This is a genomic window from Pseudomonas sp. PDM20, from assembly GCF_014852575.3.
In the GTDB taxonomy this organism is placed as follows: domain Bacteria; phylum Pseudomonadota; class Gammaproteobacteria; order Pseudomonadales; family Pseudomonadaceae; genus Pseudomonas.
Map to the genome: position 1 here is coordinate 5,560,893 of NZ_CM181224.1, position 12,631 is coordinate 5,573,523.

The following is a 12,631-nucleotide window of genomic DNA, read 5'->3' on the forward strand; positions in this document are numbered from 1 at the left end:
GATGAAAGCCCTGACCTGGATGTCCTGCGCCCTGCTGCTTTGCGCGGCGGGCGCCCAGGCGGAAAGCATGCGTTGCGGAAGCGCCCTGATCAACGCCGGCGACCGCGCCTGGGAAGTCGAGCAGAAGTGCGGTGCGCCGGATCACCGTGACGAAGTCGGTTACACCCTCGGTGGTTACGATCGCCGCGAGTACCGGGTGGAGGAGTGGGTCTACGGCCCGCGCAATGGCACCAGCTACATCCTCACCTTCGAAGCCAACAAGCTCAAAAGCATCGAGTTCAAACGCAATTGAAGACGCCCCTCGTACTGCGCCTGGCGGCCCTGCTGCTGCCCCTCGCCTTCACGCCCCTTGAGGCACAGGCCGCCAGCCTGCGCTGCAGCAGCAAGCTGATCAGCACCGGCGATGTCACCAGCGACGTACTGAGCCGGTGCGGCGAGCCTGTCAGCCGCTCGTTCCTCGGCTACAAGCAGGTACCCGGCCCGCGTTACGGCGAGTCGATGGAAGTAGCCGTAGAGGAATGGATCTACGGCCCCTGGAGCGGCATGCTGTATTTCGTCCGCTTCGAGGGCAACCGCCTGAGCGACATCCAGAGCAAGCGCAGCGGCAACTGACAGCCGTGCTGGCGGGATGCTAGTCTCGCCGCCACTCAAGCACTTACGCCATTCGGGCCAAGGACCGGTCGCCATGGTTATCGTCCCCGCCGAGCACCCGCTGGACTGGAAGAAACCTCCCGTCATCACGCTGCTGCTGATCGTCATCAACGTCCTGATCTACTTCGGCTACCAGGGCGGTGACAGCACCCGGCGCGAAGAAGCCGTGCGCATCTACCTCGAACAGGACCTGCTCAGCCATGAGCGGCCGTTGTTCAGCGCCTCGCTGGAACGCCGCGACCGACTGGAAGCCGACCAGCAGCGCGCCCTCGAAGCCCTTCCCCGCCAGCGATTGGCCTGGCTGGTACTCTCGGACCTGGAGTTCGGCCACGAACTGCGCGCCCTGCCTGCCTTCCAGCAGGACGCCGCCTGGCAGGCCTCGCGTCTCAGGGCCGAAACAGCGCGCGACCAGACCAGCAGCCTGCGCTTCGGCTTCATCCCCGAGCGCTTCACCGTGCAGGGCCTGTTCGGCTCGATGTTCCTGCATGGCAGCTTCTGGCACCTGGCCGGCAACATGGTGTTCCTGTTCATCTTCGGCTTCGCCCTCGAAGCGGCGCTGGGATGGGCCCTTTATCTGGGCCTCTACCTGTTCAGCGGTCTGTGCTCCGGCCTGCTGTGGTGGGCGCTCGATCCTTCCTGGGTTCCTGGCATCGGCGCCTCCGGCGCGATCTCCGGCTTGATGGGCATGTACATCGGCGTGTACGGCCTGAGGCGCATCCAGTTCTTCTACTGGCTCGGCCCCCTGATGGGCTACCTCAAGGCGCCGGCGCTGTGGATCCTGCCGCTGTGGCTGGGCAAGGAGCTCTTCGGGCTGGTACGCGCCGCCGACCACGTGAACTACTACGCACACATTGGCGGTCTGGTGTCAGGTTTTCTCGCCGTCTGGCTACCGCGCAAGCTGGGGCGGATGCCGGTGGACGAGGCTTACCTGAGCAAAGAAGACCCGGACGCCCCCTTCAAGCGCGCCCTGGCGTCGCTGGACGAACAGATCGGCCGCTTTGCCCTCGACCAGGCTGCTGCACGCGGCCCGGAGCTGCTGCGGCAGTTTCCCGGCCAGCCGGTACTGGTCGAACGCCTGTACGGCGTCGCCAAGGGGCGGCAGGACCGCGCCCTGATGAATGAAACCCTCAAGCAATTGTTCGCCCTGCCACCTTCCGCGTCAGCCGATGCGCTACTGCGCCGCCTCACCGAGGAAAGTGCCGCCGCCGACGCCGGACTGCTGGCCCACCCGGCGATTCAGTTGCACCTGTTGCGCAAACTGCTCCAGCGCAATGAGTCCGCACAGGCATTGCAATGCTGGCGTCGCCTGTCACGCTCGGGCCAACTGCCCGAACCGCTACCCGGCCTGACCCTGCAACTGGCCAAGCAGATGGGGCAAAAAGGCGACCTGCAGGCCGTGCGCGAACTCTCGCGCTTCCTCCGCCAGCACTACCCGGAAGCTGATCCAACCCGGCAGCTGACGATCTACCAGCAACACCTCGCCCCCTGATCTGCCCATGAAAAAGCCCCGCCGGCGAACCGGCGGGGCTTGGGTCATCCCTTTGCTGGGTGCTACAGACGGCTGCTGAAGTCGCGAACTTCCTCTTCCGCTTTCTCTTTGGTCCAGCCGTAGCGTTCCTGCAGTTTGCCTACCAGGTACTCGGCGTGTCCGTCTGCCGCTTGTACATCGTCGTCGGTCAGCTTGCCCCACTTTTCCTTCATAGTGCCGGACAACTGCTTCCACTTGCCTTTGATCACGTCAGTGTTCATGGCGATCCTCCTATTCGAGGTTGGATGGGGTGAGAAGCTGTGGTTCTTACTCGACCGATTTCAGGCCATCGGCGGAGACAGCGGTCACGCCCTTGATGCCTTTGGTGGTCTGAATGGCCAGTTCCTTCTCGGCGTCGGTCTTGACGTTACCCGAGAGGGAAACCACGCCCTTGTTGGTTTCGACCTTGATGTTGGTGCCGCTGATGTCCTTGTTGGCGATCAGCGAAGACTTCACCTTGCTGGTGATCCAAGTATCGGAAACCGCCTCTTCGGTTTTCTGAACTGTCTCGTTGGCGGCCAGAGTCGTCGGCTGGGCGAACACCGAGTTGGCGAACGAGAAGCTCAGGGCGGTTGCAGTGGCAGCGGCGAGAGCCAGTTTATTGAAACGTTTCATGGCGGTTTCTCCTGAATTATTGGAAAACTGCGGCCCGTGCCTGGCAGCAGTTGCACAAGTACTATCGCAAGCCCTGTGCCAGTTTTTCCTATTCAGTAAAACCCTTAAAAATCAAAACGTTATACAAAAAACACAAACACCCTTCACTTGCAGTTTGCAAAATCCGCCGCTGCGCTTCATGCAGGTTGCACGATCAGGTTCCGGAGCTTCGCCCCAGCTTCGCGAGCACGGCCTCGAGTTGCACCACCTCGCCCATCTGCTCGAACGCCGGATAGCGCTGGCGAATAAAGGCCAGCAGTTGCTGCGCGGGCTCCACCTGCCCCAGCTGTTCGGAGAACGCCCGCGCCGCCATCAGGTAGGCGCGAGGAATCCCAGGGTACTCCGGGAAACGCTTGTGCAAGTTTCGCAGCAGGCTCAGCCCCTCGCGGGCCTTGTGGCGCTCGATCAGGACCTCGGCAATGCGCTCGCACACGCTCGGGTCTTCCGGCAGGTAATCCGCCTGCAACTGCCGGGCATTGAGGAAGGCACTGGCAGCCAGCTGCGGATTGAGCCGGGTGGCCAGACCCAGATAGTGCGGCAGGTGATTCAGGCACTCGGCGCGCTCGTTCAGGGCGAAGAGCAGCTGGTGATAACGCTCGTTCAGCTTGAGGTCCTGGCGGCCTTCGCGCAGGGCCGCGACCAGTATCTCCAGGGCGGCGCCGGTCTGCCCCTCCTTGACCCGCACCTCCGCCTCGGCCAGCGCCTTGCGGCGGTGCCATTCCGGCGCGGCAAAGCCGGCTGGGGCGTCTTCACCGGCGGAAACGTAGCCCAGCTCACCCTGATACTGGAACACGGCGTAACCCATCATGGCGCACATCACCACGGCGAAATAACCCGTCAGCCCCGCTACCACCGGGACCATCACCACTCGAGGCAAGCCGTTGGAGAGCAGCCAGCCGACATAGGTGGGGGATTGCCAGAGAATGAACAGGAACACGCAGAGAATCAGGTAACGCCAGCCCATGGCTGCAATGACCTGCCCCACTTCACTGGGGCTGAGCGCGGCGCCCAGGCTCTTGTCAAGGGACAACCGGATGATGCTCGCCGGCAGCACCAGCATGAGGCCGATGTTGGCGGCCCAGTAGACGGCCTCACTGTGGAAGTCAGCCGCCAGCCAGAGCAGGACGAGGGCTATCAGGAACACCGCCAGTTGCTGGAAAAAGGTCCGCAGGCTGTCGGCGCTGAAGGCCTCGATCAAGCCTGGGGCGTCCTGGCCGCCAAAGCTCGCCGCCTCGATCACGCTGTGCAGGTACTTGGTTGCCACGCTGAGCAAGGCGACCCAGAGCACGATCATCGCCGGCATGAACACGCAGGCCAGTGCCAGCAAGGCGCAGAAGGCCAGCGGCCCGGCCTGGAAGCCGTAGGCGAAGAATTTCGGCAGTCGCTCCCAGAAGGGTTGCGCGGTATTGGCCGCGCCGAGGAAGCGCAGGTGGCCGCGGCACAGCGGGCACGCCGGTGCGTACTCCGGAGCGTCGGCATTGAGGGGAATGCAGCAGTCGCCGTAATGACGCTCGCAGGGCTGGCAATGCCAGGTCGCGGGCTGGGCACTGTGGTAGTGACAGTAACGCTTGTCCATCTCGGGGCATCCTTGGAGCGAGATCGGCGAATAGCGCATTTTCAAGGCAAAAAAAGAGGGCCCGCAAGGGGCCCTCTTTCATTTCGCCGATTGCTTAAACGCCAGAGGCTTCAGCAGCGGCTACGTCCTTGATGGACAGCTTGATGCGGCCGCGGTTGTCCACGTCGAGAACCAGGACTTTGACTTCCTGGCCTTCCTGCAGAACGTCGGTGACCTTGTCGATGCGCTTGTCGCTGATCTGCGAGATGTGCACCAGACCATCCTTGCCCGGCAGGATGTTGACGAAGGCACCGAAGTCCACGATGCGCTCGACCTTGCCGACGTAGATCTTGCCGATCTCGGCTTCCGCGGTGATACCCAGGACGCGCTGCTTGGCGGCCTCGGCAGCTTCCTTGGTTTCGCCGTAGATCTTCACGCTGCCGTCGTCCTCGATGTCGATCGAGGCCTTGGTCTCTTCGCAGATGCTGCGAATGGTGGCGCCGCCCTTGCCGATGACGTCGCGGATCTTGTCGGTGTCGATCTTCATCTGGATCATGGTCGGAGCGTTTTCCGACAGCTCGGCGCGCGGAGCGGCGATGATCTGGTTCATCTGGCCGAGGATGTTCAGGCGAGCTTCCAGGGCCTGGCCCAGGGCGATCTCCATGATCTCTTCGGTGATGCCGTTGATCTTGATGTCCATCTGCAGGGCGGTAACGCCCTTGTCGGTACCGGCGACCTTGAAGTCCATGTCGCCCAGGTGGTCTTCGTCACCCAGGATGTCGGTCAGGATGGCGAACTTGTCACCTTCCTTCACCAGGCCCATGGCGATACCGGCAACCGGCGCCTTGACCGGAACACCGGCGTCCATCAGAGCCAGGGAAGCACCGCAAACGGAAGCCATGGAGCTGGAACCGTTGGATTCGGTGATCTCGGAAACGACGCGGATGGTGTAGGGGAACTCGTCCTGGGTCGGCAGCATGGCAGCAACGCTGCGGCGTGCCAGACGGCCGTGGCCGATTTCACGACGGCCCGCGCTGCCCATACGGCCACACTCGCCTACCGAGAACGGCGGGAAGTTGTAGTGCAGCATGAAGGGGTCTTTGCGCTCGCCTTCGAGGGTGTCGAGCAGTTGCGCGTCGCGGGCGGTGCCGAGGGTGGCAACGACCAGGGCCTGGGTTTCGCCACGGGTGAACAGCGCCGAGCCGTGGGTCTTGCCCAGTACGCCGACTTCGATACGCAGCGGGCGAACGGTGCGGGTGTCGCGGCCGTCGATACGCGGTTTGCCGTTGACGATGTTTTCGCGAACGGTGCGGTATTCCAGCAGGCCGAAGACTTCTTTGACTTCACCTGCGGAGAACTGGCCTTCGCCTTCGCCGGCGAACTTGGCGACGATCTGCTCGCGCAGGGCGTCCAGGGCCGCGTAACGGTCCTGCTTGACGGTAACGGTGTAGGCCTCGGAGATGGCGGCACCGAACTCGGCCTTGATGGTGTTGACCAGGGTGGTGTTCTCGACCGGAGCGGACCAGTTCCAGGTCGGCTTGCCAGCTTCGGTTGCCAGTTCGGCAACGGCGCGGATGACCGCCTGGAATTCTTCGTGGGCGAACAGAACGGCGCCCAGCATCTGGTCTTCGGTCAGCTCGTCGGCTTCGGACTCAACCATCAGCACGGCGTCGGAGGTACCGGCCACGACCATGTCGAGGCTGGAGCTCTGCTGCTGCTCATAGGTCGGGTTGAGGATGTAGCCGATTTCCGGGTGGAAGCCAACACGGGCAGCGCCGATCGGGCCGGCGAACGGAATGCCGGAGATCGCCAGGGCGGCGGAGGTGCCGATCATGGCAGCGATGTCCGGATCGGACTTCTTGTTGGTGGAAACGACGGTGCAGACAACCTGCACTTCGTTCATGAAACCTTCCGGGAACAGCGGACGGATCGGACGGTCGATCAGGCGCGAGGTCAGGGTTTCCTTCTCGGAAGGACGGCCTTCACGCTTGAAGAAACCACCGGGGATGCGGCCGGCTGCGTAGGTCTTCTCCTGGTAGTGCACGGAGAGCGGGAAGAAGCTCTTGCTCGGGTCGGCCTGCTTGGCGCCGACGACGGTGCAGAGCACGGTGACGTCGTCCATGGTGACCAGGACGGCACCGGTGGCCTGGCGGGCGATGCGGCCAGTCTCGAGGGTTACGGTCGACTGACCGAACTGGAATTTCTTGGTTACCGGGTTCACGGTTTTTCTACCTTCGCTTTAGTTGCCTTGGGGGAAATTGTGGAAATGCCGGGAGTCGGACCCGATTTCATTCCCTGTAAAAGCGAGAAAGCCGGGAGCCAGAGCCGATGGGCGGTTTACACCGCCCATCGACCCCGGACTCCCAGCTTCCCACTTCAGGCTTGCCGTCTTAGCGACGCAGGCCCAGGCGACCGATCAGGGCGCTGTAACGAGAGGTGTCCTTGCTCTTCAGGTAGTCCAGCAGCTTACGACGCTGGTTAACCATACGGATCAGGCCACGACGGGAGTGGTGGTCTTTGCCGTTGGCCTTGAAGTGGTCCTGCAGCTTGTTGATGTTGGCGGACAGCAGTGCAACCTGCACTTCCGGGGAACCGGTGTCGCCTTCAGCTTGCTTGTACTCGTTAACGATCTGGGCTTTTTCTTGGACGCTCAGTGCCATGATGGGGCTTCCTCTGAGGTAACAGGCCAGGGACTTATCCCTGTGTTCATAGTAAGAGGAGTGACCGTGCCTGCTGACAGCCACCCTCGGTTTCGGTCTTAAGACCGAATCAGTCGACGCGGCGCCAGGCGCCCGTCTTCGACCACTTCACCGATACCGATGAAGCGGCCTTCATGATCCTGCACCCGCAGCATGCCGAACTTCGGCATATCGGGGGCGCGTACCGGCTGACCATGCAGCCAGTAATAGGCGCTGTGCTCCGACAACTGCAGCAGCGGCCAGTGTTCCAGGCCGGCATCCACCGGCAGCAGGAAGCGGTCGAGGGCTTCGTTGCCACCCTCGGCATGGACTTTCTCGAGCTCCTCCAGCGTCACCGACTGGTTCAGCTGGAACGGACCTGCCTGTGTCCGGCGCAGGGCGGCGACGTGTGCGCCACAACCAAGTTCGCGGCCGAGGTCTTCGACCAGGGTGCGAATGTAGGTGCCCTTGCTGCAGGAAACCGCCAGGGTCGCACAGGGCGACTCGAACGCGAGCATTTCCAGGCGCGCAATAGTAACAGAACGCGCCTCGCGCTCCACTACCTCTCCGGCACGGGCCAGCTTGTACAACGGCTGGCCGTCCTTCTTCAGCGCCGAGTACATCGGCGGCACCTGCTCTATGTCGCCACGGAAGCGTGGCAGCAAGGCCTCGATGGCTTCCCGACCAGCGGTCACTTCGCGCTGCTCGACCACCTCACCCTCGGCATCGGCGGTGGTGGTAGTGACGCCGAGCTTGGCAATCGTCTCGTAGGCCTTGTCGGCGTCGAGCAGGTACTGGGAGAACTTGGTCGCCTCGCCGAAACACAGCGGCAGCACGCCGGTGGCCAGCGGATCGAGGCTGCCGGTGTGCCCGGCCTTCTCGGCATTGAGCAGCCAGCGCACCTTCTGCAGCGCCTGGTTGGAGCTCATGCCCAGCGGCTTGTCGAGAATCAGCACACCGTTGACCGCACGGCGAATGCGTTTCACCTGGGCCACGCGTTACTCCTCGGAATCGCCGCCGCGACGATCGGCGGCCACCGCGCGCTCGATCAACGCCGACAGTTCGGCACCGCGACGGATGCTGGCGTCGTAGCTGAAGTGCAGTTGCGGCACGGTGCGCAGCTTCATCGCCTTGCCCAGCTGCATGCGCAGGAAGCCTGCGGCATCGTTGAGGATGCTGGTGTTCTGTTTCACCACTTCGGCGTTGTCATCCTGCCCCATCACGGTGACGTACACCTTGGCATGGGACAGGTCACGGGCCACGTCGACGCCGGTGATGGTCACCAGGCCGAGACGCGGGTCCTTGATTTCACGCTGGATCAGCAGCGCCAGTTCGCGCTGCATCTGGTCGCCGATACGCTGGGTACGGCTGTACTCTTTAGCCATTTTTCTAACCTGCTTACCCGAGCCGCGAGGCTCCGGGTCTGAAAGCGGCAAACGCCCGGGGCAGCAATTCAGCTGGCCCGGGCGCTGCGTTCACGCTCGAATACCCTTACAGAGTACGAGCGACTTCGACCTTCTCGAACACTTCGATCTTGTCGCCGACGCGGACGTCGTTGTAGCTCTTCACGCCGATACCGCATTCCATGCCGGCACGGACTTCGGAGACGTCATCCTTGAAGCGACGCAGGGATTCCAGCTCGCCTTCGAAGATGACCACGTCGTCGCGCAGTACGCGGATCGGACGGTTGCGGTGCACCAGACCCTCGGTGACCATGCAGCCGGCGACCGCGCCGAACTTCGGCGAACGGAACACGTCACGCACTTCGGCGATACCCAGGATGTTCTCGCGAACATCGCTGCCGAGCATGCCGGTCAGGGCTTTCTTGACGTCTTCGATGATGTCGTAGATCACGTTGTAGTAACGCATGTCGAGGCCTTCGGACTCGACGATCTTGCGCGCACCGGCGTCGGCACGGACGTTGAAGCCGAACAGCACCGCGTTGGAGGCCAGCGCCAGGTTGGCATCGGATTCGGTGATACCACCGACGCCGCCACCGACCACGCGAACCTGCACTTCGTCGTTGCCCAGGCCACTGAGCGAGCCCTGCAGGGCTTCCAGCGAACCACGGACATCGGACTTGAGCACGATGTTGAGGGTCTTCTTCTCTTCCTGGCCCATGTTCTCGAAGATGTTTTCCAGCTTGCCGGCATGGGCACGAGCCAGTTTCACTTCGCGGAACTTGCCCTGGCGGAACAGAGCAACTTCGCGGGCCTTCTTCTCGTCGGCAACCACGGTCATCTCGTCGCCGGCGTCCGGGGTACCATCGAGGCCGAGGATCTCGACCGGAATGGACGGGCCCGCTTCCTTGATCGGCTTGCCGTTCTCGTCGAGCATCGCACGGACGCGGCCGTAGTTGACGCCGACCAGGACCATGTCGCCCTGACGCAGGGTACCGTCCTGGACCAGCACGGTGGCTACCGGGCCACGGCCCTTGTCCAGACGGGACTCGACCACCACGCCACGGCCCGGGGCCGACGGAGTGGCTTTGAGTTCGAGTACTTCAGCCTGCAGCAGCACGGCTTCGAGCAGCTCGTCGACACCGGTACCCAGCTTGGCGGAAACGTGAACGTACGGAGCATCGCCGCCCCACTCTTCCGGGATCACGTCCAGAGCGGCCAGGCCGTTCTTGATGTTGTCCGGGTTGGCGTCGGGCTTGTCGATCTTGTTCACCGCGACCACGATCGGCACGCCAGCCGCTTTCGCGTGCTGTACGGCTTCCTGGGTCTGCGGCATCACGCCGTCATCCGCTGCCACCACCAGGATGACGATGTCGGTCGCCTGGGCACCACGGGCACGCATCGCGGTGAACGCGGCGTGGCCAGGGGTGTCGAGGAAGGTGACCATGCCGCGGTCGGTTTCCACGTGGTAGGCACCGATGTGCTGGGTGATGCCGCCGGCTTCGCCAGCTGCAACCTTCGCACGACGGATGTAGTCGAGCAGCGAGGTCTTGCCGTGGTCGACGTGGCCCATGACGGTCACGACCGGCGCGCGGGAAACCGCTTCACCTTCGAACTTCAGGGATTCGGCCAGTTGCTCTTCCAGGGCGTTCTCGCTGACCAGCTTGACCTTGTGGCCGAGTTCTTCGGCGATCAGCTGGGCGGTTTCCTGGTCGAGGACCTGGTTGATGGTCACCGGGGTGCCCATCTTGAACATGAACTTGACGACCTCGGCACCCTTCACCGACATCTGGGCAGCGAGATCGCCCACGGTGATGGTCTCGCCGATATTCACTTCACGCACAATCGGTCCTGTCGGGCTCTGGAACCCGTGCTGGTTACGCTTCTTCAGCTTGCCTTTGCCACGGCCACCGCCGCGACGGCCAAAGCTGTCGTCGTCGTCGCCACCACCGCTGCGTACAACGCGCGGGGCAGTGGTCTTTTCCTTTTCCTTGATCGACGGGCGATGCTGGGCATGCTTGCGATCACGGCGCTCGTCCTCTTCGTCGCGCTTGGGCGCGCGGCGCACTTCGTCCTTCTTGCGGTCGTCCGCAGCAGGAGCGGCAGCGGCCGGGGCAGCAGGAGCGACAGCCGGAGCTGCGGCGCGCGGCGCCTCGGCAGCGGCCGGAGCGGTAGCAGCAGGAGCGACATCAGCGGTCTGCCGAGCGGCGTCCGCCTGACGGCGAGCCTCTTCCGCAGCGGCGCGCTGGCGGGCCTCTTCCTCGGCCTTCACACGTACGGCTTCTTCAGCGGCACGCTGCTCTTCCAGCTCGCGCTGGCGCTCGGCCTCAAGCTCTTCAGGATCGCGCTTGACGTAGGTCTTCTTCTTGCGAACCTCGACGCTGACGGTCTTGCTGCCAGCGACCCGAATGGTCGAGGTGGTCTTGCGTTGCAGGGTGATCTTGCGCGGCTCATCCGCGCGATCACCATGGCTGCCTTTCAAGTGGGCCAGCAGCGCCTGTTTCTCGCTGTCGGTCACCACCTGCTCGGCGTTGTTATGCGGCAGACCCGCTTCGCGCATCTGCTGTAGCAGGCGCTCTACCGGCGTATCGACCGTCTTGGCCAGTTCTTTCACCGTGACTTGCGTCATGCACTTCTCTCCTCAGGCCGCGAATGCTTACTCGAACCAATGGGCCCGGGCGGCCATGATCAACTTGCCGGCACGCTCTTCGTCCATGCCGTCGATGTCGAGCAGGTCGTCAATAGACTGCTCGGCAAGATCTTCACGGGTGGTTACGCCACGCAGCGCCAGGTCCACGGCCAGCTCTTTGGTCATACCATCGAGGCTGAGCAGGTCTTCGGCAGGTTGTGCGTCGGCGAGTTTCTCTTCAGTGGCGATGGCTTTGGTCAGCAGGCGGTCCTTGGCACGCGAGCGCAGCTCGTTGACGATGTCTTCGTCGAAGCCGTCGATGCTGAGCATCTCTTCCATCGGTACGTAGGCAATCTCTTCCAGGGTGGTGAAACCTTCTTCAACCAGAACCTGGGCGAGTTCTTCATCGACATCCAGCTCGTCGACAAAGCGCTGCAGGATGTCGCCAGTTTCAGCCTGCTGTTTGGCCTGGATATCGGCCTCGGTCATCACGTTCAGGGTCCAGCCGGTGAGCTGGCTGGCCAGACGGACGTTCTGGCCACTGCGGCCGATGGCCTGTGCCAGGTTGTCCTCGGCGACGGCGATATCCATGGTGTGGGTATCTTCGTCGACGATGATCGCTGCCACTTCGGCCGGGGCCATGGCGTTGATCACGAACTGCGCAGGGTTGTCGTCCCAGAGGACGATGTCCACACGCTCGCCGCCCAGTTCGCCGGAGACGGCCTGGACGCGGGAACCACGCATACCGATGCAGGCGCCCTGCGGGTCGATACGCTTGTCCTTGGAGCGAACGGCGATCTTGGCGCGCGAACCCGGGTCACGGGCAGCAGCCATCACGTCGATCAGTTGCTCGGCGATTTCCGGTACTTCGATGCGGAACAGTTCGATCAGCATTTCCGGCGCGGTACGCGACAGGATCAGCTGAGGTCCACGGTTCTCGCTGCGGATTTCCTTCAGCAGGGCACGCACGCGGGTGCCGACGCGGAAGGTTTCACGCGGGATGATCTGGTCGCGGGCCAACAGCGCTTCGGCGTTGTTGCCCAGATCGACGATCACATTGTCGCGGGTGACCTTCTTGACGGTGCCGGAGATGATCTCGTTGACCTTCTCGCGGTAGGCGTCGACCACCTGGGCGCGCTCGGCTTCGCGAACCTTCTGCACGATGACCTGCTTGGCGGTCTGTGCGGCGATACGGCCGAACTCGATGGACTCGATCTTCTCTTCAATGACCTCGCCGGCTTTCATGCCGGGGTGCTCTTCCTGCACGTCTTCGACGGTCAGTTCCGATGCCGGATTGGAGTAGTCCTCGTCTTCGACGATGGTCCAGCGACGGAAGGTTTCGTAGTTGCCGTTGGCGCGGTTGATTTCCACGCGCAGGTCAACCTCGTCCTCGAAACGCTTTTTGGTCGCGGTCGCCAGAGCGAGCTCCAGCGCTTCGAAAATCACGCCAGGCGGTACACCCTTCTCGTTGGATACCGACTCAACAACCAGCAGTACTTCTTTGCTCATCGTACGCCTCGCCTTTCAATCCATTGG

At 63.0% G+C, this 12,631-nt stretch carries 12 protein-coding genes; 3 read left to right on the plus strand and 9 right to left on the minus strand.

What is annotated here, in order from left to right:
* Position 1 precedes the first annotated feature (1 nt).
* The 3 genes from IB261_RS25595 (at position 2) to IB261_RS25605 (ending at position 2,140) form a co-directional block, all read left to right on the plus strand.
* Positions 2–292 (plus strand): DUF2845 domain-containing protein, encoded by a 291-nt coding sequence (locus IB261_RS25595; RefSeq protein ID WP_139791700.1) that lies wholly within the window; start codon positions 2–4, stop codon positions 290–292.
* Positions 289–612 (plus strand): DUF2845 domain-containing protein, encoded by a 324-nt coding sequence (locus IB261_RS25600; RefSeq protein ID WP_139791699.1) that lies wholly within the window; start codon positions 289–291, stop codon positions 610–612. Before IB261_RS25595 ends, IB261_RS25600 begins: the two co-directional genes overlap by 4 nt.
* Positions 613–685: 73 nt before the next feature.
* A complete protein-coding gene (locus IB261_RS25605) occupies positions 686–2,140 on the plus strand; it encodes a rhomboid family intramembrane serine protease (protein WP_192383822.1) in 1,455 nt (484 codons plus the stop codon).
* Between the two features lie 62 nt (positions 2,141–2,202).
* Here the strand turns inward: IB261_RS25605 and IB261_RS25610 are convergent, their stop codons facing one another.
* The 9 genes from IB261_RS25610 to nusA form a co-directional block, all read right to left on the minus strand.
* Positions 2,203–2,400, minus strand: coding sequence for a CsbD family protein (locus tag IB261_RS25610; RefSeq protein ID WP_081520707.1), 198 nt, complete (start codon positions 2,398–2,400; stop codon positions 2,203–2,205).
* 46 nt (positions 2,401–2,446) lie between these two features.
* Positions 2,447–2,794: a BON domain-containing protein gene (locus IB261_RS25615; protein WP_081520706.1), complete on the minus strand. Its 348-nt coding sequence runs from the start codon at positions 2,792–2,794 to the stop codon at positions 2,447–2,449.
* Between the two features lie 193 nt (positions 2,795–2,987).
* Positions 2,988–4,409 (minus strand): DUF4013 domain-containing protein, encoded by a 1,422-nt coding sequence (locus tag IB261_RS25620; RefSeq protein WP_192225373.1) that lies wholly within the window; start codon positions 4,407–4,409, stop codon positions 2,988–2,990.
* 94 nt (positions 4,410–4,503) lie between these two features.
* On the minus strand, positions 4,504–6,609 hold the full coding sequence (gene pnp, locus IB261_RS25625; RefSeq protein ID WP_081520704.1) for a polyribonucleotide nucleotidyltransferase: 2,106 nt from the start codon (positions 6,607–6,609) through the stop codon (positions 4,504–4,506).
* Positions 6,610–6,778: 169 nt separating this feature from the next.
* Positions 6,779–7,048, minus strand: coding sequence for a 30S ribosomal protein S15 (gene rpsO / locus IB261_RS25630; protein ID WP_017518939.1), 270 nt, complete (start codon positions 7,046–7,048; stop codon positions 6,779–6,781).
* 98 nt (positions 7,049–7,146) lie between these two features.
* Positions 7,147–8,061 carry a tRNA pseudouridine(55) synthase TruB gene (truB, locus tag IB261_RS25635; protein WP_081520703.1) on the minus strand — a complete coding sequence of 305 codons (915 nt, stop codon included), beginning with the start codon at positions 8,059–8,061 and terminating at the stop codon, positions 7,147–7,149.
* Between the two features lie 3 nt (positions 8,062–8,064).
* Positions 8,065–8,451 carry a 30S ribosome-binding factor RbfA gene (gene rbfA, locus IB261_RS25640; RefSeq protein WP_045216758.1) on the minus strand — a complete coding sequence of 129 codons (387 nt, stop codon included), beginning with the start codon at positions 8,449–8,451 and terminating at the stop codon, positions 8,065–8,067.
* Positions 8,452–8,557: 106 nt separating this feature from the next.
* The gene (infB, locus tag IB261_RS25645) at positions 8,558–11,095 is read right to left on the minus strand and encodes a translation initiation factor IF-2 (RefSeq protein ID WP_192225372.1); all 2,538 of its coding nucleotides are present in this window, start codon (positions 11,093–11,095) and stop codon (positions 8,558–8,560) included.
* Between the two features lie 27 nt (positions 11,096–11,122).
* A complete protein-coding gene (nusA, locus tag IB261_RS25650) occupies positions 11,123–12,604 on the minus strand; it encodes a transcription termination factor NusA (protein WP_017518943.1) in 1,482 nt (493 codons plus the stop codon).
* Between the last annotated feature and the right edge of the window lie 27 nt (positions 12,605–12,631).

Bases quoted from the DNA above. Each gene is read 5' to 3' on its own strand.
- IB261_RS25620 (WP_192225373.1), bottom strand. From the start codon at position 4,409: ATGGACAAGCGTTACTGTCACTACCACAGTGCCCAGCCCGCGACCTGG.
- nusA (WP_017518943.1), bottom strand. From the start codon at position 12,604: ATGAGCAAAGAAGTACTGCTGGTTGTTGAGTCGGTATCCAACGAGAAG.
- IB261_RS25610 (WP_081520707.1), bottom strand. From the start codon at position 2,400: ATGAACACTGACGTGATCAAAGGCAAGTGGAAGCAGTTGTCCGGCACT.
- IB261_RS25615 (WP_081520706.1), bottom strand. From the start codon at position 2,794: ATGAAACGTTTCAATAAACTGGCTCTCGCCGCTGCCACTGCAACCGCC.
- IB261_RS25605 (WP_192383822.1), top strand. From the start codon at position 686: ATGGTTATCGTCCCCGCCGAGCACCCGCTGGACTGGAAGAAACCTCCC.
- infB (WP_192225372.1), bottom strand. From the start codon at position 11,095: ATGACGCAAGTCACGGTGAAAGAACTGGCCAAGACGGTCGATACGCCG.
- IB261_RS25595 (WP_139791700.1), top strand. From the start codon at position 2: ATGAAAGCCCTGACCTGGATGTCCTGCGCCCTGCTGCTTTGCGCGGCG.
- rpsO (WP_017518939.1), bottom strand. From the start codon at position 7,048: ATGGCACTGAGCGTCCAAGAAAAAGCCCAGATCGTTAACGAGTACAAG.
- rbfA (WP_045216758.1), bottom strand. From the start codon at position 8,451: ATGGCTAAAGAGTACAGCCGTACCCAGCGTATCGGCGACCAGATGCAG.